Annotated in this window: 20 protein-coding genes and 1 tRNA gene; 16 read left to right on the top strand and 5 right to left on the bottom strand. The window is 67.2% G+C overall.

Annotated features, from left to right (window positions below; all coding sequences use genetic code 11):
* Positions 1 to 10 precede the first annotated feature (10 nt).
* The 8 genes from ACIPVK_RS01185 to pyk all read left to right on the top strand — a co-directional run bounded on the left by ACIPVK_RS01185 (position 11) and on the right by pyk (position 12,456).
* Complete coding sequence (locus ACIPVK_RS01185; protein ID WP_407610155.1) at positions 11 to 262, top strand: HGxxPAAW family protein; 252 nt, start codon at positions 11 to 13, stop codon at positions 260 to 262.
* A gap of 2 nt (positions 263 to 264) precedes the next feature.
* A complete protein-coding gene (gene trpC, locus ACIPVK_RS01180) occupies positions 265 to 1,095 on the top strand; it encodes an indole-3-glycerol phosphate synthase TrpC (RefSeq protein ID WP_407610154.1) in 831 nt (276 codons plus the stop codon).
* Positions 1,096 to 1,154: 59 nt separating this feature from the next.
* Positions 1,155 to 2,438, top strand: coding sequence for a tryptophan synthase subunit beta (trpB, locus tag ACIPVK_RS01175; protein ID WP_407610280.1), 1,284 nt, complete (start codon positions 1,155 to 1,157; stop codon positions 2,436 to 2,438).
* Complete coding sequence (gene trpA, locus ACIPVK_RS01170) at positions 2,435 to 3,229, top strand: tryptophan synthase subunit alpha (protein ID WP_407610153.1); 795 nt, start codon at positions 2,435 to 2,437, stop codon at positions 3,227 to 3,229. The genes trpB and trpA overlap by 4 nt, the downstream gene beginning before the upstream one ends.
* Entirely contained in the window at positions 3,226 to 4,233 is a 1,008-nt protein-coding gene (lgt, locus tag ACIPVK_RS01165) for a prolipoprotein diacylglyceryl transferase (protein ID WP_407610152.1), read from the top strand. Before trpA ends, lgt begins: the two co-directional genes overlap by 4 nt.
* A gap of 584 nt (positions 4,234 to 4,817) precedes the next feature.
* Complete coding sequence (gene gltB / locus ACIPVK_RS01160; protein ID WP_407610151.1) at positions 4,818 to 9,422, top strand: glutamate synthase large subunit; 4,605 nt, start codon at positions 4,818 to 4,820, stop codon at positions 9,420 to 9,422.
* Positions 9,415 to 10,872 carry a glutamate synthase subunit beta gene (locus ACIPVK_RS01155; RefSeq protein WP_407610150.1) on the top strand — a complete coding sequence of 486 codons (1,458 nt, stop codon included), beginning with the start codon at positions 9,415 to 9,417 and terminating at the stop codon, positions 10,870 to 10,872. The genes gltB and ACIPVK_RS01155 overlap by 8 nt, the downstream gene beginning before the upstream one ends.
* 66 nt (positions 10,873 to 10,938) lie before the next feature.
* On the top strand, positions 10,939 to 12,456 hold the full coding sequence (pyk, locus tag ACIPVK_RS01150) for a pyruvate kinase (RefSeq protein ID WP_407610149.1): 1,518 nt from the start codon (positions 10,939 to 10,941) through the stop codon (positions 12,454 to 12,456).
* 76 nt (positions 12,457 to 12,532) lie between these two features.
* Here the strand turns inward: pyk and ACIPVK_RS01145 are convergent, their stop codons facing one another.
* Positions 12,533 to 13,510, bottom strand: coding sequence for a S1C family serine protease (locus ACIPVK_RS01145; RefSeq protein ID WP_407610148.1), 978 nt, complete (start codon positions 13,508 to 13,510; stop codon positions 12,533 to 12,535).
* A gap of 482 nt (positions 13,511 to 13,992) precedes the next feature.
* Positions 13,993 to 14,073 (bottom strand) — tRNA-Leu (locus ACIPVK_RS01140).
* Positions 14,074 to 14,230: 157 nt separating this feature from the next.
* On the opposite strand from ACIPVK_RS01140, the gene ACIPVK_RS01135 reads away from it, so the two are divergent.
* The 3 genes from ACIPVK_RS01135 (at position 14,231) to ACIPVK_RS01125 (ending at position 16,439) form a co-directional block, all read left to right on the top strand.
* On the top strand, positions 14,231 to 14,851 hold the full coding sequence (locus ACIPVK_RS01135) for an ANTAR domain-containing response regulator (RefSeq protein ID WP_407610147.1): 621 nt from the start codon (positions 14,231 to 14,233) through the stop codon (positions 14,849 to 14,851).
* 177 nt (positions 14,852 to 15,028) lie between these two features.
* Positions 15,029 to 15,961, top strand: coding sequence for an aldose 1-epimerase family protein (locus ACIPVK_RS01130; RefSeq protein WP_407610146.1), 933 nt, complete (start codon positions 15,029 to 15,031; stop codon positions 15,959 to 15,961).
* 49 nt (positions 15,962 to 16,010) lie between these two features.
* Positions 16,011 to 16,439 (top strand): VOC family protein, encoded by a 429-nt coding sequence (locus ACIPVK_RS01125; RefSeq protein WP_407610145.1) that lies wholly within the window; start codon positions 16,011 to 16,013, stop codon positions 16,437 to 16,439.
* Positions 16,440 to 16,457: 18 nt separating this feature from the next.
* Here ACIPVK_RS01125 and ACIPVK_RS01120 read toward each other — a convergent pair whose 3' ends face one another.
* Entirely contained in the window at positions 16,458 to 17,078 is a 621-nt protein-coding gene (locus ACIPVK_RS01120) for an L-threonylcarbamoyladenylate synthase (protein WP_407610144.1), read from the bottom strand.
* A gap of 348 nt (positions 17,079 to 17,426) precedes the next feature.
* On the opposite strand from ACIPVK_RS01120, the gene ACIPVK_RS01115 reads away from it, so the two are divergent.
* The 3 genes from ACIPVK_RS01115 (at position 17,427) to ACIPVK_RS01105 (ending at position 19,584) form a co-directional block, all read left to right on the top strand.
* A complete protein-coding gene (locus ACIPVK_RS01115) occupies positions 17,427 to 18,632 on the top strand; it encodes an inorganic phosphate transporter (protein WP_407610143.1) in 1,206 nt (401 codons plus the stop codon).
* A complete protein-coding gene (locus ACIPVK_RS01110; protein ID WP_407610142.1) occupies positions 18,632 to 18,871 on the top strand; it encodes a hypothetical protein in 240 nt (79 codons plus the stop codon). Before ACIPVK_RS01115 ends, ACIPVK_RS01110 begins: the two co-directional genes overlap by 1 nt.
* Positions 18,872 to 19,020: 149 nt before the next feature.
* The gene (locus tag ACIPVK_RS01105; RefSeq protein ID WP_407610141.1) at positions 19,021 to 19,584 is read left to right on the top strand and encodes a dihydrofolate reductase family protein; all 564 of its coding nucleotides are present in this window, start codon (positions 19,021 to 19,023) and stop codon (positions 19,582 to 19,584) included.
* Here ACIPVK_RS01105 and ACIPVK_RS01100 read toward each other — a convergent pair.
* Positions 19,581 to 20,150 (bottom strand): adenylate kinase, encoded by a 570-nt coding sequence (locus ACIPVK_RS01100; protein ID WP_407610140.1) that lies wholly within the window; start codon positions 20,148 to 20,150, stop codon positions 19,581 to 19,583. The two genes, ACIPVK_RS01105 and ACIPVK_RS01100, sit on opposite strands and share 4 nt — an antisense overlap.
* The gene (locus ACIPVK_RS01095; RefSeq protein ID WP_407610139.1) at positions 20,143 to 20,661 is read right to left on the bottom strand and encodes a hotdog fold thioesterase; all 519 of its coding nucleotides are present in this window, start codon (positions 20,659 to 20,661) and stop codon (positions 20,143 to 20,145) included. The genes ACIPVK_RS01100 and ACIPVK_RS01095 overlap by 8 nt, the downstream gene beginning before the upstream one ends.
* A gap of 85 nt (positions 20,662 to 20,746) precedes the next feature.
* On the opposite strand from ACIPVK_RS01095, the gene polA reads away from it, so the two are divergent.
* Together polA and ACIPVK_RS01085 are read left to right on the top strand one after the other, a co-directional pair.
* On the top strand, positions 20,747 to 23,380 hold the full coding sequence (gene polA / locus ACIPVK_RS01090) for a DNA polymerase I (RefSeq protein WP_407610279.1): 2,634 nt from the start codon (positions 20,747 to 20,749) through the stop codon (positions 23,378 to 23,380).
* Entirely contained in the window at positions 23,380 to 24,678 is a 1,299-nt protein-coding gene (locus ACIPVK_RS01085; protein ID WP_407610138.1) for a GNAT family N-acetyltransferase, read from the top strand. Before polA ends, ACIPVK_RS01085 begins: the two co-directional genes overlap by 1 nt.
* Positions 24,679 to 24,685: the final 7 nt, after the last annotated feature.

The raw sequence follows: 24,685 nt of genomic DNA, 5'->3' as shown, positions 1-24,685 counted from the left end.
GTATCCCACCATGGCTAACGCCAACACCCAGCTCGATCCAATGCATTCCGAGGAAATCGGACACGGCAACTCCAAGGCCGCATGGGCCATGGTCGGCATCATGATGGTCGGCTTCGTTGTCGGCTGCATCGCCTTCGCCGGGCACAACCCCACCGTCGTCTACGTGGGTTGCGCCATCGTGGTCCTCGGCCTGATCGTCGGCTGGATCATGAAGAAGGCCGGCTTCGGCGTCAACGGTTCCAGGTCTGGCGACTCGCACTAGCCGTGAGTGTACTTACCGATATCATCGCGGGCGTCCAGATCGATCTGGACGCCCGTCGGTCCATCATCGACCAGGCCCAGATCGAGGCTGCGGCCGCCGCCGCGGCCCCAGCCCTCGACGCCTACGCGGCCCTGGGCGGCCACCCGGATGCCGGGCAGCGCGACAACACCATGCACGTGATCTCCGAGGTCAAGCGCAAGTCGCCCTCCAAGGGCGCCCTGGCGGACATCGGCGAACCCGCCGAGCTGGCCGCCGCCTACGAGGCCGGCGGTGCCTCGGTGATCTCGGTGCTGACCGAGGAACGCCGCTTCGGCGGCTCGCTGGCCGACTTCGACGCCGTGCGCGCCGCGGTGAAGATCCCGCTGCTGCGCAAGGACTTCACGGTCGATCCCTACCAGATCCACGAGGCCCGCGCCCACGGTGCGGACCTGGTGCTGCTGATCGTTGCGGCCCTGGACGACGCGCAGCTGCGCGAGTTCCTGGACCTGACCCACGCCCTGGGCATGAACGCCCTGGTCGAGACGCACACCGAGGAGGAAATCGCCCGCGCGGTGGCGCTCGGTTCGCGGATCATCGGCGTGAACGTGCGCAACCTCAAGACCCTTGAGGTCGACCGCGGCAACTTCGCCCGGCTTGCCGAGCTCATCCCCTCCGGCGTCGTGATCGTGGCCGAATCCGGCGTGCGCGACGTTGCCGACGTCGAGCAATATGCCGGCCACGGCGCCGACGCGATCCTGGTCGGCGAGGCCCTGGTCAAGGACAACGACCCGCGCGCCGCGATCGAGCGCTTCATCGCCGCCGGGACCGCCGCCAAGCCGGCCCGCGCCAGCTGAGCACCCCCAAACCCCTCGAAGAATTCCTTAGCCAGAGAAGGATACGCCAGATGAACCCGATGACAGGTGACCCGGACATGGGCGAAAACCCGTCCGATTCCGCCCCCTCCCACTCGCTGCGCCACGCCGCGGGCCCGTACTTCGGCGCCTACGGCGGGCGCTGGATGCCCGAGTCGCTGATCGCCGCCATGGACGAGCTGAACGAAACCTTCGAGGCGGCCAAGGCCGACCCGGAATTCGTGGCGCAGGTCAAGGAACTGAACAAGAACTACACGGGCCGTCCCTCGATGCTCACCGAGGCCAAGCGCTTCTCCGAGGCAGCCGGCGGGGTCCGCGTCTTCCTCAAGCGCGAGGACCTGAACCACACCGGAAGCCACAAGATCAACAACGTCCTTGGCCAGGCGCTGCTGGCCAAGCGCATGGGCAAGACCCGCATCATCGCGGAGACCGGCGCCGGGCAGCACGGTGTCGCCTCGGCCACCGCCGCCGCCCTGATGGGCCTTGAATGCGTCGTCTACATGGGCGCGGAGGACACCCGCCGGCAGGCGCTCAACGTGGCGCGCATGCAGTTGCTCGGTGCCACCGTCATCCCGGTGACCGCGGGATCCCAGACGCTCAAGGACGCCATCAACGAGGCGCTGCGCGACTGGGTTGCCAACGTGCACAACACCCACTACCTGCTGGGTACCGTCGCCGGCGGGCACCCGTTCCCCGCCATGGTGCGCTACTTCCACGAGGTCATCGGCGAGGAGGCCCGCGAGCAGATCCTGGCCCAGGCCGGGCGCCTGCCGGACGCCGTGGCCGCCTGCATCGGCGGCGGCTCGAACGCCATCGGACTCTTCCACGGTTTCCTGGACGACCCCTCGGTCGAGCTTTACGGTTTCGAGGCCGGGGGAGACGGCATCGACACCCCGCGCCACGCAGCTGCCATCACCCTGGGCCGCCCGGGCGTGCTGCACGGTGCCAAGAGCTACCTGATGCAGGACGACGACGGGCAGACCATCGACTCCCACTCGATCTCCGCGGGTCTCGACTACCCGAGCGTCGGTCCGGAACATGCCTACCTCGCAGACATCGGCCGGGTGCGCTACGAGCCGATCACCGACGTCGAGGCCATGGACGCCTTCTCGCTGCTGTGCCGCACCGAGGGCATCATCCCGGCCATCGAGTCCGCGCACGCCCTGGCGGGTGCGCTGAAGATCGCCGAACGCAAGATCGCCGCCGGCGCGGTGCCGGAGGAAACCATCATCATCGCCAACCTTTCGGGTCGCGGCGACAAGGACGTGGGAACCGCGGCCGAATGGTTCAACCTCATCGAGACCGAAGTGAAGGACGCCAAGTGAGCCCCGTATCCAAGAGTGCCGCGGCGATCGCCGCCGCCCGCGCCGAAGGCCGCCCGGCACTGATTTGCTACCTGCCCGCCGGATTCCCCGACGTCCAGGGCACCATTGACGCCGCGGTGGCCATGGCCGAGAACGGCGCCGACATCATCGAGGTCGGCATTCCGTACTCCGACCCCGTGATGGACGGATCGGTCATCCAGGCGGCCACGGTCCAATCGCTGGCCCAGGGCTTCAAGGTCGCCCAGGTCTTCGACATCGTCAAGGGCATCACCGAGCGTTGTTCCGCGACGGTCATGATCATGACCTACTGGAACCCGGTGCTGCGCATGGGCGTGGACGAGTTCTCCCGCCGCCTGGCCGAGGCCGGCGGCGCCGGGCTGATCACCCCGGACCTGGTCCCCGACGAGGCCGCCGAATGGTTCGTGGCCTCCGACAAGTACGACCTTGACCGCGTCTTCCTGGTCGCCCCGTCCTCCACCGAGGCCCGCATGAAGGCCACCGTTGAGGCCAGCCGCGGCTTCGTCTACTGCGTCTCGGTCATGGGCGTCACCGGCGCCCGCGCCGAGGTCTCCGACGCCGCCGCCGCCGTGGTCACCGCGGCCCACGCCGCCGGCGCCGAAAACGCCTGCGTGGGCCTGGGTGTCTCGCAGCGCAAGCACGTGGAAGAAATCGGTGCCTACTCCGACGGCGTCATCGTGGGCACCGCACTGGTGGCGGCCCTGCGTGACGGGGGAGTGGAAGCGGTTGCCAAGCTCACCGCCGAACTCAGCGGGCGGACAGTGAAGGCATGATGCAGCTGGCCGTGGCGGGAACCAACGTGCTCGCCTCGATACCGAGCCCGCCGCCGGAATTCTCGAAGTTCTCCCTCGGCCCGCTGACCATCCACGCCTACGCGATCTGCATCATGCTCGGCATCGTGGCGGCCATGTGGATCACCGCGCGGCGCTGGCGCGCCAAGGGCGGACCGGAGGACGCGGTCTGGGACATCTGCATCTGGGCGATCCCCTTCGGGATCGTCGGCGGACGCCTCTACCACGTGCTCGTCACGGATCCGGACTACTACTTCGGCCTCAACGGGCAGATGGCCCACTGGGCAGAGATCCCGCAGATCTGGGCCGGCGGCCTGGGCATCATGGGTGCCATCAGCCTCGGCTCCGTGGGCGCACTGATCGCCTGCCGCCGCGCCGGGGTGCGCCTGTCGGCGTTCCTGGACGCCGCGGCCCCCGGGGTGCTGCTGGCCCAGGCCTTCGGGCGCTGGGGCAACTGGTTCAACCAGGAACTCTTCGGCGCTCCCACCACCCTGCCGTGGGGCCTTGAAATCGATCCGGACAGCTACAACTTCCCCCCGGGGCTGCCGGCCGGAACCCTGTTCCACCCCACGTTCCTCTACGAATCGCTGTGGAACGTTGCAGGGGTGCTGCTGCTCATCGCCCTGGACCGCAGGTTCAAGCTGCGCCGCGGCGCCATGTTCTGGTCCTATCTCATCTGGTACGGCATCGGCCGGATCATCATGGAGACCATGCGCATCGATGCCGCGGACACCATCGTGATCCTCGGCATCGGGCTGCGCGTTCACATGTGGCTGGCCATCGCCATGGTCATCCTTGGCACGGTCGGGCTGCTCTTCGTGCTCCGCAAGCTGCGCCCGCAGCCGGATCCCGGTGTGTACCTGGCCGGCCGCGAGCCCCTCGTGGAGGCATCCGACGCGGCCAAGCCCGCCAATCCCGAGAAGGGGCCGACCTCCGAAGGCACCGACACGGCCGGCGACACCGGGCCCGACACCAAGAACGAGTAACACGGCGGCACCGCGGATCCCGATCCACGATGCCTGGCCAAGGCCGGTCTTTCCCCTCCCCTCGGAGGTGGAAAGACCGGCCTTCGTCGTCCGGTTCCCTTCCGGGATGCGCCGGCCGCGCGGAGCGCCCACGTCTTGCCCATTGCCCCATGGCGGTGGAAAATGAAGGGGCTCACTGCGCATTGCGACGAAACTTTGCGGAAACTTAATAGACCCAAGTCAGCAACGGGTTGGTGAGGGGTACGAAAACTGTTGGAAACAAAAGTGCGTGCAAATCTGAAACATGCCGATGCTACTCTTTTTTCACTGTGGCAGCAGTGCCGGGCGCGGAATACCCAGAATCCGCGACCACTGCTGTCGGCGACCACAATGACGTGGAAGCAAACGACGTGGAAGCACGCGGTCCGCGCTCGGCCAACCAGCCCGAGCGGACGGACACCGTCCACGCCTCGCAGCCGTCACACCCACCCCACCGCAGCCCGACCCGAATTCGGGGTGCCGGTTCGGGAACCCATTGCCTTTCCTCGGCCAGCGTCGCCCGAAGATCCACCACCTCAGCCCCCACACCGAGAAAGGGACCACTCATGAGCATGACCGGAGTCCAACTCAATGCCTCACCGCATCCAGGCGAGGAGGTTTCCTCGCCCTACACCCGGTTTGCCGATGTCCCGGAAGCCCAAGGGCTCTATGACCCGGCAAACGAAAAAGACGCGTGCGGCCTGGCGGTTATCGCCACGCTGACGCAAGAGGCCAGCCACGAGATCGTGGAGCAGGCCCTCGAGGCGCTGCGCCGCCTCGAACACCGCGGCGCCGTGGGCGCCGACGCAGGCACCGGCGACGGTGCAGGCATCCTCACGCAGATCCCCGACGCATTCTTCCGCGCCGTCACGGACATCGACCTGCCCGCCCCCGGCCGCTACGCCGCCGGCACCGCCTTCCTCCCGCAGGAGGCCGCGCAGCGCGCCGCCGCCGTCACCGCCCTCGAAGACCTTGCCGCCGAGGAAGGCCTGGCCGTGCTCGGCTGGCGCGACGTTCCGGTGAACACCGAGACCATCGGCGCCACCGCACTGGGCTCCATGCCGCATTTCTCCCAGCTCTTCCTGGGTGCCGCGCAGGACCACGAAGCAGACCTTGACGCCAGGGTCTTCCGGATCCGCAAGCGCGCACAGAACAAGTTCGGCGTGTACTTCCCGTCGCTCTCCTCCGCCACCATGGTCTACAAGGGCATGCTCTCCACCGAGCAGCTCACCGAGTTCTACCCGGACCTGGGCGACGAGCGCTTCGCCTCGCGCCTCGGCATCGTGCACTCGCGCTTCTCCACCAACACCTTCCCCTCGTGGCCGTTGGCCCAGCCCTTCCGCACCATCGCCCACAACGGCGAAATCAACACGGTCAAGGGCAACCGCAACTGGATGCGCGCCCGCCAGTCGCAGCTCGCCTCCTCCCTGCTGGGCGAGGTGCCCGAGGAGCTCTTCCCGATCTGCAGCCCCGGCGCCTCCGACTCGGCCTCCTTCGACGAGGTCGCCGAGCTGCTGATGCTCTCCGGTCGCCCGATCGCCCAGGCCATCATGATGATGATCCCGGAGGCCTGGGAAAACCACGCCTCGATGGATGCCGACCGCCGCGCCTTCTACGAGTACAACTCGATGCTCATGGAGCCCTGGGACGGGCCCGCCGCGGTGTCCTTCACCGACGGCAAGCAGGTCGGCGCGGTGCTGGACCGCAACGGCCTGCGCCCGGCACGCTACTGGGTCACCACCGACGGACTGGTCGTGCTGGCTTCCGAGGTCGGCGTCATCGACCTCGATCCCGCCCTCATCGCCGCCAAGGGCCGTGTTGCCCCGGGCAAGATGTTCCTGGTCGACACCGAGGCCGGACGCATCATCTCCGACGAGGAAATCAAGTCGCAGGTCGCCGCCTCGGCGCCGTGGGCCCAGTGGGTCAGCGAAAACAAGATCCGCCTGACCGACCTGCCGGACCTGGAGCACGTCAAGCACAACTCCGCCTCCGTGCAGATCCGCCAGCGCACCTTCGGCTACACCACCGAGGAACTGCGGATCCTGCTCGCCCCCATGGCCACCGCAGGCGCCGAGCCGCTGGGCGCCATGGGCTCCGACACGCCCGTTGCCGTGCTCTCGGACCGCTCCCGGCTGCTCTTCGACTACTTCACCCAGTCCTTCGCCCAGGTCACCAACCCGCCGCTGGATTCCATCCGCGAGGAACTGGTCACCTCCCTGGGCATTAGCATCGGCCCGGACGGAAACCTGCTGGCCACCGGCAAGGTCGACGCCAAGCAGGTGTCCCTCGACTACCCTGTGATCACCAACGACGACCTGGCCAAGATCGCCAACCTCCGCGACGAAAACGGCGCCAAGGTGGCGCTGCGCGTCCGCGGGCTCTACCGTCCCGAGGGCGGCGAGTCCGAGCTGCGCGCCCGCCTGCAGGAAATCTGCGAGAAGGTCTCCGCCGCCACCAACCGCGGCGTGAAGTTCATCGTGCTCTCGGACCGGGACTCCAACGCCCAGTGGGCGCCGATCCCCTCGCTGTTGCTCACCTCGGCGGTGCACCACCACCTGCTCAAGAGCGCCAACCGCACCAAGACCTCCCTGGTCATCGAGGCCGGCGACGTACGCGAGGTGCACCACGTCGCGGTGCTCGTGGGCTACGGCGCCTCCGCCATCAACCCCTACCTGGCCCTGGAATCCGTCGAGGAAATGGCCCTGCAGGGCGAACTCGGCGACGTGACCCCGGCCAAGGCGCAGGTCAACCTGATCAAGGCGCTGGGCAAGGGCCTGCTGAAGATCATGAGCAAGATGGGCATCTCCACCGTGGCCTCCTACTGCGGCGCCCAGACCTTCGAGGCATTGGGCCTGTCCCAGCGCGTGGTCGACCAGTACTTCACCGGCACCTCCTCGCAGCTCGGAGGCGTGGGCCTGGACATCATCGCGACCGAAACCGCGATGCGCCACGCCGGTGCCTACCCGGCCGACCTGAACCCGGACGCGCACCGCGTGCTGGAGACCGGCGGCGAATACCAATGGCGCCGCGAGGGCCCGCCGCACCTCTTCAACCCGGAGACCGTCTTCCGGCTGCAGCACGCCACCCGCGAACGCCGCTACGACATCTTCAAGAAGTACACCCAGGGCGTGGATGACCAGGCCAAGGGCCTGATGACGCTGCGCGGGCTGCTGGACTTCAAGTTCGACGGGCGCACGCCCATCGACATCGACGCCGTGGAACCGGTGTCCGAGATCGTCAAGCGCTTCGCGACCGGTGCCATGAGCTACGGCTCGATCTCCGCCGAGGCGCACGAGACCCTGGCCATCGCGATGAACCGGCTGGGCGGCAAGTCCAACACCGGCGAGGGCGGCGAGGACGTCGACCGCCTGCTGGACCCGGCACGCCGTTCGGCGGTCAAACAGATCGCCTCGGGCCGCTTCGGGGTCACCAGCATGTACCTCACGCATGCCGATGACATCCAGATCAAGATGGCGCAGGGCGCCAAGCCCGGCGAGGGCGGCCAGCTGATGGCCCAGAAGGTCTACCCGTGGGTGGCGCGCACGCGCCACTCGACCCCCGGCGTCGGCCTGATTTCCCCGCCGCCGCACCACGACATCTATTCGATCGAGGACCTGGCCCAGCTGATCCACGACGCGAAGTGCTCCAACCCGAGCGCCCGCGTCCACGTGAAGCTGGTCTCCGAGGTCGGCATCGGCACCGTCGCGGCCGGCGTCACCAAGGCCAAGGCCGACGTGGTGCTGGTTTCCGGGCACGACGGCGGCACCGGCGCGTCCCCGCTGAACTCGCTGAAGCATGCCGGCGTGCCCTGGGAGCTCGGCCTGGCCGAGACCCAGCAGACGCTGATGCTCAACGGGCTGCGCGAACGCGTCACCGTGCAGGTCGACGGGCAGCTGAAGACCGGCCGCGACGTCGTCATCGCCGCGCTGCTGGGCGCCGAGGAATTCGGCTTCGCCACCGCACCGCTGGTGGTTGCCGGCTGCATCATGATGCGCGTCTGCCACCTGGACACCTGCCCCGTGGGCGTCGCCACGCAGAACCCGGAACTGCGCCAGCGCTTCACCGGCCAGGCCGACCACGTGGTGAACTTCTTCGAGTTTCTCGCCCAGGAGGTCCGCGAGCTGCTGGCGGAACTCGGTTTCGCCACGCTCGAGGAGGCCATCGGCCAGGCCGAGCTGCTGGACACCCGCGCCGCGGTGGGCCACTGGAAGACCCAGGGCCTGCACCTGGAGAAGATCTTCAACACCGAGGGATCCAAGGCCGGGGCGCCGCGTTCGCGCACCGGGTCCCAGGACCACGGGCTTGGGGCGCACTTCGACAACCAGCTCATTGCCGCCGCCGCCCCTGCCCTGGAGCGCCGCGAGAAGGTCGTTCTTGACCTCCCAATCAAGAACACCGACCGCTCGGTGGGCACCATGCTGGGCCACCACGTCACCCGGACCTTCGGGACCGAGGAACTGGCGCCGGGCACCATCGAGGTGAAGCTGCGCGGGCATGCCGGCCAGTCCCTGGGCGCCTTCCTGCCCACCGGGGTGGCACTGCACCTGACCGGCGACTCCAACGACTACGTCGGAAAGGGCCTTTCCGGCGGACGCATCACCGTGAAGGCGGATGAGCGCAGCGGGTTCAACCCCGCCGAGCAGGTCATTGCCGGCAACGTCATCGGCTACGGCGCCACCAGCGGCGAGCTGTTCATCGGCGGCATGGTCGGCGAACGCTTCTGCGTGCGCAACTCCGGCGCCACCGCGGTGGTCGAGGGCATCGGCGACCACGGCTGCGAGTACATGACCGGGGGAACGGTGCTGATCCTTGGCGCCACCGGGCGCAACTTCGCCGCCGGCATGTCCGGCGGCACCGCCTACGTCCTTGACCTGGACACCGCGGCGCTGAACCCGCTGGCCGTCGAGAACGACGACCTGATCCTCTCCGGCCTGGACGGGGCGGACCTCGAGCTCATCAAGGGCCTGCTCGTCCGGCACGTGCAGCACACCGGCTCGGCGCTGGCGGCCAGCCTGCTGGCCGACTGGCCGGTGGCCGCCGCGCGCATCACCAAGGTGCTGCCGCGCGACTACGCAGCCGTCTCACAGGCACGCAACGATGCCGCCAACGAAGGATTCGACCCGGATTCAGCAGCTGTCTGGAACCGGATTCTGGAGGTGACCCGTGGCTAATCCACGTGGATTCTTAGAGGTACGCGACCGCGTGACCCCGCCCAAGCGCCCCGTCTCGGTGCGCATCATGGACTACCGGGAGGTCACCGAGCGGCAAAACGCCGAGGTGCTCACCGCGCAGGCCGGACGCTGCATGGACTGCGGCATCGCCTTCTGCCACAACGGCTGCCCGCTGGGCAACCTGATCCCGGAATGGAACGCCCTGGTCCACCAGGGCCGGATGGGGGACGCCGCCGAGCGCCTGCATGCGACCAACAACTTCCCGGAATTCACCGGGCGGCTGTGCCCGGCACCCTGCGAGTCCTCCTGCGTGCTGGGAATCAACCAGCCGGCCGTAACAATCAAGCAGGTCGAGGTCGAAATCGCCGACACCCTGATTGCCTCCGGCGGGCTGGAACCGGTCCTTGCGGTGCGCCACACCGACATGCGCATCGCCGTGGTCGGTTCCGGTCCGGCCGGCCTGGCCGCCGCCCAGCAGCTGACCCGTGCCGGCCACACCGTCGCGGTGTACGAACGCGACGACAAGGTCGGGGGACTGCTGCGCTACGGCATCCCGGACTTCAAGATGGCCAAGGAGGTCCTCGACACGCGCCTGGCCCAGATGGAGGCCGAGGGAACGGTGTTCCGCACCGGCGTTTCGGTGGGCACCGACATCGAGTTCGAGCAGCTCAACCGGCTCTACGACGCGGTGATCGTTGCCACCGGGGCGACCGTTCCGCGGGACCTGCCGGTCCCGGGGCGCGAGCTGAGCGGTGTGCACTTCGCCATGGAATACCTGGTGGACTCCAACGAGGTCGTGGCCGGTGAGCGCGATGCCGTGCGCATCGACGCCAAGGGCAAGCACGTGGTCATCCTCGGCGGCGGCGACACCGGAGCCGACTGCCTGGGCACCGCGATCCGCCAGGGCGCCGCTTCCGTGACCACCCTTGCCATCGGGGCACAGCCCCCGACCGAGCGCGCGGGGCACCAGCCCTGGCCCATGACCCCGACCCTCTTCGAGGTCCAGTCGGCGCACGAGGAAGGCGGTGAACGGTCCTACCTGGCCGCCACGGTCAACTTCACGGGAGAGCACGGAAGCGTGATGGGTGTTACAGTGGCAGAGACCGAATTTATTGACGGTCAGCGCCTTCCGAAGCCGGGCACGGAGCGGGTCATACCCGCCGACCTCGTCTTCCTGGCACTCGGGTTCACCGGACCCGAGACTGCCGGTCTCATGGAACAGGCCAACACCGAGTTTGATGACCGGGGCAGCGTCGCCCGTGATGGTTACTACATGACCAACACCCCCGGGGTGTTCGTGGCTGGCGACGCCGGACGCGGACAATCCCTGATTGTGTGGGCCATCGCCGAGGGACGATCCTGTGCCGCGGCGGTGGACAAATACCTGATGGGCGAAACCCGCCTTCCGGCCCCCGTTGCACCGACGGATCGGGCCATCAGCATGTTGTGAGACGGATGCACCTCTTATGCGGTGTTTTCCCGACCTGAGAAATGGAAAGGCAGATAGGCTAACCGTATGAGACGCGCAAAGATTGTGGCCACTTGGGGCCCGGCGATCGGCACCTACGACAAGACATTGGCAGTGCTCAAGGCGGGTGTCGACGTCGCCCGGCTGAACATGAGCCACGGCGACCACTCGATGCACGCCGAGAACCTCGGCAACGTGCGGGCAGCGGCCGAGGAACTCGGCCGGCCGGTCGGCATCTTCGCCGACCTGCAGGGCCCCAAGATCCGGCTGGGCCGGTTCGTGGGCGATGCCAAGCACATGCTGCATGTGGGGGACACCTTCACCATCGTGATCGCCGATGAGCTTGGCGACGGCACCTTCTGCTCCACGACGTTCAAGGGCCTGCCCCAGGACGTCAACGTGGGCGACATCCTGTTGATCAACGACGGCAAGGTCGCCCTGCGCGCCACCGCAGTCGACGACGAGAAGGTCGTCACCGAGGTCGTCGTGGGCGGGGAGGTGTCCAACAACAAGGGCATCAACCTCCCCGGGGTCGCCGTCAACGTTCCCGCCTTGAGCGAAAAGGACGAGGACGACCTGCGCTGGGCCATTCGGGCCGGCGTCGACATGGTCGCACTGTCCTTCGTGCGCAACGCCTCCGACATCCAGCGCGTGCACGAGATCATGGACGAGGAGGGCCGCCGCCTTCCGGTGATCGCGAAGATCGAGAAGCCGCAGGCGGTCGACGCCCTCGAGGAAATCATCGACGCCTTCGACGCGATCATGGTCGCCCGTGGCGACCTGGGCGTGGAGCTTCCCCTCGAGGAGGTCCCGCTGGTGCAGAAGCGTGCCATTGAGTTGGCCCGCCGCTGGGCCAAGCCGGTCATCGTGGCCACCCAGGTGCTCGAATCGATGATCGAGTCCCCGACGCCTACCCGCGCCGAGGCCTCCGACTGCGCCAACGCCGTCCTCGACGGCGCCGATGCGGTCATGCTTTCGGGCGAGACCTCGGTGGGCGAATACCCCATCGAGACCGTCGAGACCATGGCACGGATCATCTCCTCCACGGAGACGCACGGCCTGGACCGCATCCCGCGCCTGGGCTCCAAGCCCAAGACCCGTGGCGGCGCCATCACCCGCGCGGCCGTGGAGATCGCCGACCAGCTGGATGCCAAGTACATCGTGGCCTTCACCCAGTCCGGCGACTCGGCCCGGCGCCTGTCCCGGTTGCGCCCGAAGCGCCCGGTGCTGGCGTTCACCCCGCTGCCGCAGACCTACAACATCATGACCCTGATGTGGGGCATCCAGCCGCGCCTGGTGGAATACGCGGACCACACCGACAAGATGACGGCCCAGGTCGACCGCGCGCTGCTGGCCGAGGGCCTCGCAGAGCTCAACGACATCGTCTGCATCGCCGCCGGTTCCCCTCCGGGACAGGCCGGTTCGACCAATTCGCTGCGCGTCCACAAGGTCGGCGACCTTGCCGACGCAGGACAGCTCGGTGACGGCAAGCCGATGCCTGCCCGCGAGAAGGTCGGCCCGTGGGACTCGGAAAACGTCGCCGGTTCCGAAGCCCTCTCGATCTAGGTCAGACCCGGCAGAGGCCGGACTTCCACCACGATTCCCATGGGGGGATCGCGGAGGAAGTCCGGCCTTCTTGTTTTCAGTCCGTCATCTCCACCGGCACGGCGATGACATCCACCATTGCACCGTTTCGGAGTACCGTCACCGGCAGCGGCACACCGATGGCCTCGAAGAACAACTGCTTTTGCACGCTCTCGGCGCTGGAGACCGGGCGCTGCCCGACAGTGAGCACCAGGTCGCCGGGCTTCAACCCGGACTTCTCCGCCGGCGACCCGGCGATGACATCCGCCACGCGCAGTCCCTGTCGTTGGCCCACGCGCGATGCCAGCGCCTCGTTCAGCACAATCGGGGAGCTGACCAGGCCCAGATAGGCGCGCCGGACACGCCCGTTGGCCATCAGCGCGGAGATGATCCGCCGGGTGGTGGCGTTGATGGGAACGGCCAGGCCCAAGCCCGCGCCCGCCACGGCAGTGTTGATGCCGACGACCCGGCCGTGGGCATCGGCCAGTGCCCCGCCCGAGTTGCCCGGGTTCAGCGCGGCATCGGTTTGGATGATGTCTTCGATGACCCGCCGGGTGCGGCCAATTGCGGTGGGGATGGATCGCCCCAGCCCGCTGACCACCCCGGCAGTCACCGATCCGGCCAGGCCCAGAGGGTTGCCCACGGCGATCACCAGTTGGCCGACCCGTAGCCCCTCGGCGTCGCCAAGTTGCGCCGGGGCCTGCATATGGGAAAGACCGCGGATAACAGCTAGGTCGGACAGTGCATCCGCTCCTCTGATCTCGATATCAGTTTCCGTGCCGTCGGCAAAGGCCGCCCGTCCGTCGCTGGCGCCGGCGACCACGTGGGCATTGGTCAACATGTAGCCGTCCTCGGTAAAGACTACGGCGGAACCCGCGCCAAGGCGCACCGGTCCGTTGCGGCCGATACGCGTCATCTCAATGGCGGCCACATGCGGCGCAACGGCTTCGGCCACGCCGATGACGGTCCGGGAATAGGCATCCATCACGTCTTCAGACCCAAGACCGGCCCCGGCTTTATCGAAAGGCTCTTTCATCGCACGCCTCCTGAGGGTGCCCATGGTCGACTGTTGGCGACGCTGCCTGTCCACGTACGGGCCGCGCCATATGCCTATACAACGAAAGAGGTGCCCGCCGTAGTCCCGCCACCAATACGCCAGTGGAGAACGCCGCCACCGGAAGAGCGGCATTTCCACGGCACCCACGGCATCGCGCACCCTCGTCGTACCGGAACACCAAGCCCGGGAAACGACACGGTGCGAAACGGGCGAAGAAAAGGGCCGGACCGGAAGTGCGTGGCCCGCACCCGGTGAATCAGACGGCCTCTGGGTCAGGAAGGGAGGGGACACCCATCGCCTTGCCAGCCCTGGGATGATAGGTCGAAGGGCAGGACTTACCCGGGTCGGACCACGCAGACCGATAAGCGAACTGGTGCCGAACAAATAGGCCCAAAAGTTGTCATTGGCTAAAATGAAAAAGGCCCCGATCCCTTGTGAAACAGGGGATCGGGGCCGAAATGTGCCCGAGGTGGGACTCGAACCCACACACCTTTCGATACTGCATTTTGAGTGCAGCGCGTCTACCATTCCGCCACTCGGGCGGGCACATTTTGAAGCAGCGAGAATAAGCGTAACTGATAATTGCTTTGCGCAGAAATCCTCGCGTCCTTGCGGTTATCCACTGTACATGCAGATAGGCTTAACGACGAAACCGAGTATTGATGACAGCCCCGGTCACGCCGGGATTGAAGGAGCACGATGAGCGACCTGCCCGAAGTAACCCGTATTGCGGCCGAGCCCAACACCGGCGCACCCCGCCGCGTCATTGTCGCCGAAGACGAGACCCTGATCCGCCTGGACATTGTCGAGATCCTGCGCGGCGAGGGCTACGAGGTCGTTGCGGAGGCAGACAACGGCGAAAAGGCGATCGAACTGGCCCGGGAACACAAGCCCGACCTGGTGCTCATGGACGTCAAGATGCCCGTCATGGACGGCATCACCGCCGCCGAGACCATCGTCAAGGAGCGCATTGCCCCGGTGGTGTTGTTGACCGCCTTCAGCCAGAAGGAACTGGTGGAACGTGCACGCGAGGCCGGAGCCATGGCCTACGTCGTCAAGCCCTTTACCCCGGCCGACCTGGTTCCCGCCATCGAGATCGCGATTTCCCGCCACGAGGAGATCCGCGCCTTGGAAAAGGAAGTCGGCGACCTCACCGAGCAGTTCGCGACCCGCAAGCTGGTCGAGCGAGCCAAGAGCCTGCTGACCGAGAAGATGGGACTGACCGAACCCGAGGCGTTCCGCTGGATCCAGAAGACCTCGATGGACCGCCGCCTGTCCATGCGCGAAGTCGCCGAGACCGTCATCGACCAGGTCAAGTAGCCAAGCGCCAAGCACGCGCCAACGGGGTCGGGGGAGCCAAGCACGGGTTCCCCCGGCCCCGCTTTCGTTCCCTGCATTCGGGCGCCGAAAAGCGAGGGATGGAAAGACTTCTCTCCGGAAGCAACGTCAGATAGCTGTCACGACGAAAGGACCGACTTGCCAAGCCAAGGTTCCCCGATGGGCGAACGATTCGAACTCACCGGCACCATTGACGGCCACACCCAACACGCGGTGGTGAACCAGGTCGGGGCCTCGTTGCGAAGGCTTCTCATCGACGGGGTCGAACTGGTCCACGACTATCCGCAGGGGATCGTGGCGCCCTCCGCGGCCGGCGTGGTCCTGGTGCCGTGGCCGAACCGGGTGGCCGGGGGAGCCTGGAAATACGAGGGCGCCGAGGAACGGCTCACGATCACGGAGCAGGCCCGCGGCCATGCCATCCACGGCCTGTTGCGGCACAGCAGCTACCGGCAGGTCCGACGCTCCGAAGGCAGCGTGGTGCTGGCGGCGGCTGTTTCCCCCGCACCGGGGTACCCCTTCGAGCTGGACACGTCCGTGCGCTACGAATTGGTTGCGGACGGCCTTCGCGTCACCCACCGCCTTGAAAACCTTGGGGACCGGACTGCCCCGGTCGCCGTCGGGGCCCACCCCTACCTGCGGCTCGGGGACATCCCGGCCGCCGAACTGAAGCTCTTTGTCAACGCCGAACGGCACCTGGAAGTCGACGGATCCATGATCCCCACCGGCAATCAGGACCAGGTTGCCGGGACCCGCTTTGATTATCGCCGGGGCCGGCTGCTGGATAAAGTCTCGCTGGACGACACCTGGACCGGCCTGGACCGCGAACCCGACGGCAGCTCGAGGCACTACCTGCAGGCGCCCGACGGCAGCCGCGTGGAATTGCACATGGACTCCAACTACGGGTTCATCCAGGTGTTCACCGCCCCGGCGTTCCCCGGTCCCGCGGGACCGGTACGTGCCGTGGCCATGGAGCCGATGACAGCCCCGGCCAACGCCTTCAACAACGGTCTGGGCCTGCACTGGCTGGCGCCGGGGGAAGCATGGGAATGCTCGTGGGGGATCAGGCGCAGCACCCCGGCCCGTTCCCGATGAATAATGGATCCAAGATCCGTTGCACCCCGTGGAAGGAAACAGAAAGACGATGAAAACCCAAGGTGTTGTCCTGAGCCTGGCCGTGGCGGACGCCGGGCGCTCCCTGGCCTTTTACCGTGACGTGGTGGGCATCGAAAGTGCCAAGCTGGCGATGGGAACGGTCTGCCTGGAACTGCCGGGGATGACGATCTTCCTGGCCGAGGCGGAGGCGTTCACGAAGTACTCGCGCGAAGCCAAGCGCACCCCGCTGCTGCCGGTGCCGGCCACCGATGCATTCCTCAGTTGCGCGATCGCCACCGTCGCGGAGGTCGACGAAATACTTGCCGCCGTTTCCGGGTCGACGGGGAAGGGCTTTGCGCCCCACGAGATCGAGCACGCCAGCGGCCGGCTGCAGTACATCGGCACCTTCGCCGATCCCGACGGCCACCTCTGGCAGTTGGTTTGCAACCTCACCGATGGCCGGGTCGGAGTCGCCTAGGGCTGCCCGGGTTCTTCGTCATTCGAAGCGCGAGGGGTCGCCCAGACCCACGCGGGCAACGACTGCCTCGCCGCTGGAGTAGTCGATGACGGTGGTCGGCTCGATGCCGCATTCCCCGGAATCGATGACGCCCTCGACCACATGGTCCAGGGCCTCCTTGATTTCCCATCCCTGGGTCATCGGGTCTTCTTCGCCCGGAAGCAACAGGGTGCTGGAGAGGATCGGCTCGCCGAGCTCCTCCAACAGGGCGCGGACCACCGGGTTGTCGGGGATGCGCACGCCAATGGTCTTCTTCTTGGCGTGCATGAGGCGCCTCGGCACCTCCTTGGTCGCCGGAAGGATGAAGGTGTAGCTGCCCGGGGTGACGGCCTTGATATTGCGGAAGACCTGGTTGTTGACCTCCACGTACTGGCCCAACTGGGCGAAGTCCTTGCAGACGAGCGTGAAGTGGTGCTTGTCGCCGACCTGGCGGATGGTCCGGATCCTGTCCAAGGCCTCGTGGTTGCCGATCTGGGCTCCCAGCGCGTAGCAGGAATCGGTGGGGTAGGCGATCAGCCCGCCATCGCGTATCAGGTCAACGGCCTGCGCAATCGCACGTGGCTGCGGGTTATCGGGGTGAACGTCAAAGAATCTGGCCATTGAACGAGCTTACGGCTCCGCGCCGATTCGCGCACCCGAACCTCCGGAATATTCACGTCGTTTGCCGCCGGCGCCAGGCAGCACGCGATGGCGTCGTCCCCCACCCGAACCGAGCCACGTCGCACGTGAAGTCGCTCACGTCACAGCGGTGCCGTTCCCGCGCCATGCCTGACCACGGGCACAGGAGGGGCGCCGAGCCACGCTCCGTGAATTGACTAGTGCGGAGCAGGCCATATGATGAATCTGCGACTTAGGTGAACGGAACCCTAACATTGGGCAAACAATGCGGGCGTTCGGAGAAACCAGCGCGACTCGGCCCTCTCCCGTAATCCCACGATTGGTTTATACATGGATCTGACGCTTATCGTCGTCCTGGTCATTGCACTTGCCCTGTTCTTTGATTTCACCAATGGCTTCCACGACACCGCGAACGCGATGGCCACGCCCATTGCAACCGGTGCAATCAAGCCGAAGGCCGCGGTCGCGCTGGCCGCGGTCCTGAACCTTGTTGGTGCATTCCTTTCAACAGAGGTCGCCAAGACCATCTCCGGCGGCATCATCAAGGAGGGCGGGGACACCGGCGTGCAAATCATGCCGGCCATGATCTTCGCCGGCCTGATGGGCGCCGTCGTCTGGAACATGGTCACCTGGCTGCTCGGCCTGCCGTCCAGTTCTTCGCATGCACTCTTCGGCGGACTGATCGGTGCCGCGATCGTGGGTGCGGGGTTCGGTGCCATCGACTACAACGTGCTGATGTCCAAGGTGCTGCTCCCGGCGCTGGTGGCCCCCGTGATCGCGGGATCCTCTGCGTATCTGTGCACCAAGCTGGCCTACTCCGTGACCAAGCGCCAATCCGGCCTCGCATCGCCGAAGCGCGGCGGATTCCGCTACGGACAGATCTTCTCCTCCTCGCTCGTGGCACTGGCCCACGGCACCAACGACGCACAGAAGACCATGGGCGTCATCACCCTGACCCTGGTCGCCTCGGGCCTGCAGGATGCAGGCACCGGCCCGCACTTCTGGGTCATCGCCTCCTGTGCGCTGGCCATCGCGCTGGGCACCTACATGGGCGGCTGGCGCATCATCCGCACCATGGGTTCGGGCCTGACCGACGTCAAGCCCGCACAGGGCTTCGCCGCGGAAACGTCCACCGCCGCGGCCATCCTGGCCTCCTCGCACCTGGGCTTCGCCCTGTCGACCACGCAGGTCGCCTCCGGCTCCGTGATCGGATCCGGACTGGGCCGCAAGGGAGCAGAGGTCCGCTGGGGAACCGCGGGCCGCATCGCCCTGGGCTGGCTCTTTACGCTCCCGGCAGCCGGGATCATCGGCGCCGCAGCCGCCGCACTTGCCCACTTCGGGACCGGCGGACTGGTCATCGTGACCATTTTGGGAGTCGGCTCCCTGCTGGTGATCTGGGTGCTCTCGCGCCGTGAAATCGTGGGCCACAACAACGCCATCAGCGATGTCGATGTTTCCGGCGCCGCCGTGAACATCCCCACCAAGAAGCAGCGTCGCAAGATGGAACGCGCCAAGGCCAAGCAGGAGGTCAACTAATGACTATTCAGTGGGATGCATTCCTGATCGTCGCCGTCACCACCTGGGTCGCTGCGCTGTTCATTGTTGGTGCCTACTCGCTGGGCGTGCGCATGCTTGCCGTGGGCGAGGACGCGAAGCGCTCTGCCGTGCCGGCCAGGCTCGCTGCCTACGGCTGCTTTGCGCTGTGCGGCATCGTCGTCATGTTCGGCATCATCCTCATCGTGCCTTCGCTCAGCGAGCGGATTCTCGGCGCCTGAGCAACACCGGCCCCGCGCTTTCGCCCGCCTCGATCCTTGGATCCGGGCGGGCGAAAACCGTTTAAGCCCATCGACCCCGTCCGCCGGCCGGGGAAACACCCGTTCCCAATGCCTTAGACGGCGGCCAAGGCGTGGCTAGGATGGGCACCATGACGCAATTCAGGTATTACGTGGCAGCCTCGGCAGATGGCTACATTGCCGATGAAAACGAGCGACTCGACTGGCTCATGGACTTTGACGGCTTCGCCGGCCAGACCGAAAGTTACGACGCGTTCATGGCGGAAATCGGTGCAATCGCCATGGGGGCGGACACCTATTCCTGGCTGCTCAACGAGGTGCACGACAAATGGCCCTACCCGGGGTTGCCGGTCTGGGTCTTCGCGCACCGGGAGCTCGCCGCATTCCCGGGAGCGGACCTGACCTTCGTCCGGGGGGACGTGACCGAATGGGCGGGGGACATCGCCCGCAGCGCCAACGGCAAGGACGTCTGGGTGGTGGGCGGCGGCTCGCTGGCCGGCCAGTTCGTGGACGAGGGGCTGCTTGACGAGCTGCTGCTCTATTCCATGCCGGTCCTGCTCGGCGGCGGCCGCCCGCTCTTTGCCATGCGTGGCACCGCCAAGCTCGCCCCGACGCTCACGCGCGAATATCCAGGCGGGATCCTGGAGACCCGCTACACGGTGAAGAAGGCCCCGGGCCAGAGCCGCGAATACTAGGGACCCGGTGCTGCCGGGCGCGCCTTCAACCCGGCGAGCCACCGTTCGGTTTCCCGGGGACTGGAGAAACGCTTGACGCGTTCGGGTCCCAGCGCGGATTCCAGCTCGCGCATCTGCCGGCGCTTGGTGCCGAAGGTCTTGAAGTGCCAGCGCACGATGGAGTCCCGGTCCAGGGTCCTTGCCCAGGTCTCCACGTTCCCGTTGCACACCGGTTCGCGGCGCCTGATCCGTTTCACCGTGCGCAGCAGCAGCCGAAACAGTGAGAGGGCGCGGGCGTAATCCAGGCAGACGACGAGATCGCAGCGCTCAATGATGTCCTGCCGATAGTGGCCGTAGGCCGAATCGAAGACCCACTGCGGGGCGGCGGCGGCTTCCAGTGCCAAGGCCTTCTGCTCCGCCGGGTCCCGCAGCACCCAGCCGGGCAGCCACCCGATTTCCTCGTCCACGTAGTGCACCGGCACCTGGAGGATGCGACCGAGTTCCCGGGCGAGCGTGGATTTTCCGCTTCCGGTGACCCCGTGGCAGAGAATGCGGCGTGGGGCCTGCCCCGCCGCGGATTCAGCCATCGAGCAGCATGTTGGTGATGCGCGAGGTGCACAGGCGCCGCCCGGCCTCGTCGCTGATGACGATTTCGTGCGTGGTCAGCGTGCGGCCCAGATGGATCGGGGTGCACACCCCGGTCACCAGGCCGGTGACCCCGGCCCGGTGGTGGGTTGCGGAAATGTCCACGCCCACGGGCTTCTTCGCGCCCTTCCCGTGCACCGCCGCGGCGAAGGACCCCAGGGTCTCGGCCAGGGCCACCGATGCCCCGCCGTGCAGGATCCCGGCCACCTGCTGGTTGCCCTCCACGGGCATCGTGGCCACCACGCGGTCGGCCGTGATTTCCGAAAAAACGATGCCCAGCTTCTCCACCAGGGTTCCCACCCCGTGGCTGGCCAGCATCGGCCACATGGCCTCCGGGACGCCGTGCGCGGCCAGCTGCCGGGCGTGCGGATTGCCCGTCGCCGCCCCGTTGGAGGCAAAGGTGCCAGATGTCTCGGCGGCCAGTGCGTTGTCTTCAGTGAAATTATTGCCCATGCCAACTAGGCTGGCACCTGTGAGCGAATCAACCAAACTTGTGGCAACCGATCCCCAGCGCCTGCTCGTCATTGACGGGCACTCCATGGCCTTCCGTGCCTTCTATGCACTGCCGGCAGAAAACTTTGCAACCGACACCGGACAGCACACCAACGCGGTGCATGGCTTCGTGTCGATGCTGCTGACGATGATCCGCCAGCAGAAGCCCACCCACGTGGCCGTGGCCTTCGACCTGGACACCCCCACGTTCCGCTCACTGGAATACACCGAATACAAGGGCGGGCGCAACAAGACCCCCGAAGAGTTCCACGGCCAGATCGACCTGATCCAGAAGGTCATGGAAGCCATGAACATCCCCACCATCACGATGGACGGCTACGAGGCCGACGACATCATCGCCACCCTCGCCGCCCAGGGCGAGGCGGCCGGCCTGGACGTGCTGGTGGTCTCCGGTGACCGCGACGCCTTCCAGCTGATCACCGAAAAGACCCTGGTGCTCTACCCGAAGAAGGGGATCTCAGACATCCCGCCGATGGACGGGGACGCCGTCGAGGCCAAGTACTTCGTGCGCCCGGAACAGTACTCGGACCTTGCCGCGCTGGTCGGCGAAACCGCGGACAACCTCCCGGGCGTGCCCGGGGTCGGCCCGAAGACGGCCGCCAAGTGGATCAACCTCTACGGCGGGCTGCCGGGCATCCTGGAAAACATCGATGCGATCAAGGGCAAGGTCGGCGATTCGCTGCGCGAACACGTGGACAACGTCACCCGCAACCGCCGGCTGAACCACCTGCTGCGCGACCTCGAGCTGCCGGTGGCGATCGATGCCATGGTCCTGGACCGCCCGAACCGCGACGCCGTGGAAGAGCTCTTCGACGCGCTGCAGTTCAACACCCTGCGCAAGCGGCTCTTCGACCTCTTTGGGGACGATCCGCAGGACGCCGCCGAGGAGGCCGAGATCCCGGCCCACGAGCTGCTCGGCGACGCCGCGGCGCTTCAGGCGTGGTTCGCCGCGCACGGCGCACAGCTGCTGGGCCTGCACGCCGCCACCGTCGGCGGCGTCGGCGGCACCGACGTGGTCGGGCTGGCCTTCGCCTCGAACGACGCCACCGCCTACGTCTCGCTCGAGGAAATCGACGAGGAAACCGAGCGCGCACTCGCCACGGTGCTGTCCTCGGCGACCCATTCCAAGGCGGTGCACGACTTCAAGGGCACCTACAAGCTGCTCAAGGGCCGCGGGTTCGAGCTGGCCGGCGTCGAGGACGACACCATGATCACCGCCTACCTGATCCAGCCGGACCGCCGCAGCCACGAGCTGCCCGACATCGCCCAGCAGCACCTGCGCATCTCGCTGGACGATTCCAAGGCCCCGGCCAACGGCCAGCTGGCCCTGGACTTCGAGGGCCCGGACCTGGCCACCCCCGCGGTGCGCGCGGCCCACGTGGTGCGCGAGCTGAGCCAGCACCTGGCCGGGATGCTGGTGGAGCGCGGGGGAGACGCCCTGCTCAAGGACCTGGAGATGCCGCTCTCGCTCGTCCTGGCCCACATGGAGATGGCGGGAATTGCCATCGACACCGCCAAGCTCGACGGGCTCTACGACGACTTCACCACCACCATCAACCGGGCCACCGAGGAGGCCTACGCCGCGATCGACGGCGAGGAAGTCAACCTCTCCAGCCCCAAGCAGCTGCAGGTGGTGCTCTTCGAGAAGCTCGACCTGCCCAAGACCAAGAAGATCAAGACCGGCTTCACCACCGACGCCGAATCGCTGCAGGACCTGCTGGTGAAGACCGGGCACCCGTTCCTGGTCGCGCTGATGGCCTACCGCGACGCCACCAAGCTGCGCCAGACCGTCGAGGGCCTGCGCAAGGCCGTCGCGTCCGACGGGCGCATCCACACCACCTACGCGCAGACCGTCGCGGCCACCGGGCGGCTGTCCAGCCTGAACCCGAACCTGCAGAACATCCCGGTCCGCTCCGAGGAGGGCCGGCGCATCCGCGAGGTCTTCGTCGTCGGCGAGGGCTACGAAACCCTGCTGACCGCCGACTACTCGCAGATCGAAATGCGCATCATGGCGCACCTCTCCGAGGACGAGGGCCTGATCCAGGCCTACCAGGACGGCGAGGACCTGCACCGCTTCGTCGGTTCCCACGTCTTCAACGTCGAACCGGCCGAAGTCACCTCCGAGATGCGCTCCAAGGTCAAGGCCATGAGCTACGGCCTGGCCTACGGGCTGAGCTCCTTCGGGCTGTCCAAGCAGCTGAAGATCTCCGTCGACGAGGCCCGCACCCTGATGAAGGACTACTTCTCCCGCTTCGGCGCGGTGCGCGACTACCTGCGCGCCGTGGTGGACCAGGCGCGCAAGGACGGCTACACCGAGACCATCTTCGGGCGCCGCCGCTACCTGCCCGAGCTGGCCAGCGACAACCGGCAGCTGCGCGACATCGCCGAGCGCGCCGCGCTCAACGCCCCCATCCAGGGTTCGGCCGCCGACATCATCAAGCGCGCGATGCTGGGGGTCGAGGAAGGCCTGGCCGAAGCGGGGCTCAAGAGCCGCATGCTGCTGCAGGTCCACGATGAGCTCGTGCTGGAGGTCGCCCCCGGCGAGCTGGAAACGGTGGAAAAGATCGTGCGGGAGAAGATGGGCGCGGCCGCCGAGCTCAAGGTGCCCCTGGACGTGCACGTGGGCATCGGCACGTCCTGGCAGGACGCCGGGCACTAATGTCCGCCGGGCGGCCCCTGCGCATCGAGAACGTCCCGCTGGCACGCCGCGCCGACACCGGCGCGGCGTCGGCGGGGTATGCCGCCTGGCTGAACACCGGCTGGGAGGGGTTCCACCAGCAGCCCGCCACGCCGGAGCAGCTGGAGGAGATGCTGCAAGCCCACGAGATCGATGCGCGGGTGCTCACCGGGGTCTACGACGATTCCCTGCCCGCCGACCTGGTGGACCCCCTGGTTCCGGTGGCCACCTACGCCAGCTTCGCCAAGACGCTGAACATCGGGGCGTCCCTGGTTCCCGCGCACCTCATCACGCTGGTCACGGTGCGTCCCACGCACCGCCGGCGCGGCATCCTGCGGGAACTGATGACCGGGGACCTCGCCCGGGCCAAGGCAGCGGGATTCCCCGTGGCGGCACTGACCGCCTCCGAGGCGACGATCTACGGCAGGTTCGGATTCGGCCGGGCCACCGAGCAGCAGACGCTGCACCTGGACGTGCGCGGGGACGTGCGCTTCCACGCCGCCCCCGCCGGATCGATGCTCCAGGTCCCGCCGCACGCGCTGGAAGGGATCGCCGGCCGGGTCTTTGAGGCTTTCCACGCCTCCCGCCGCGGCTCGGTCGGGCGCCAGGAAGCCTACCTCCGGCACGCCACGGCACGCTGGGGTCCGGAGGGCCCCGTCCCCGATCCGAAGCTGCGCGCGGCCGTGCACCTGGACGCTGCGGGGGAGGTCCAGGGATACGTGACCTACGCGTTTGCCGGCTGGGAGTCCAAGCCCGCCACGCTCACCGTCCGCGACCTGGTGGCCACCGGAGAGGTCGCCCGGCGCGAGATCTTCCGCTTCCTGGCAAGCATCGATTTGATCGAGCGGGTCAGCCACCCCTTCGCCGCGGCAAACGACCCGCTGGGCTGGGCGCTGGAGGACCCCTCGCGGATCAGCTACACCGGGCGCGAACACGGCCTGTGGGTGCGCGTGCTCGATGTCCCCGCGGCCTTCGCAGCCCGCGAATACCGCGGATCCGGGAACTTCACGCTGCGCGTGTCCGACACGCAGTCCCTGGCCGGAGGCACGTACGCCTTCGCGGTCCGCGACGGGCGGGCCGAGATCACGGAACTTGTCGGCGACGCGCCCGCCGACTTCTCCTGCGGCGCAGCGGCCCTGGGCCCTCTGCTGCTGGGCGCCTGCGGGATCACGGAACTGGTCTCCGCCGGACTGCTGGAACCGACCCGGAACACCCCGGCCGCCACGCTGGCGGCACTGCTGGACCTGCCCGGCGTCCCACACGCCATCAACGGTTTCTAGGATCCCC

Origin of the sequence: Paeniglutamicibacter sp. MACA_103 (assembly GCF_045798555.1) — a bacterium.
In the GTDB taxonomy this organism is placed as follows: domain Bacteria; phylum Actinomycetota; class Actinomycetes; order Actinomycetales; family Micrococcaceae; genus Paeniglutamicibacter.
Note: the sequence above shows the minus strand (reverse complement) of the source record. Positions and strands in the feature narration are given on the sequence as shown.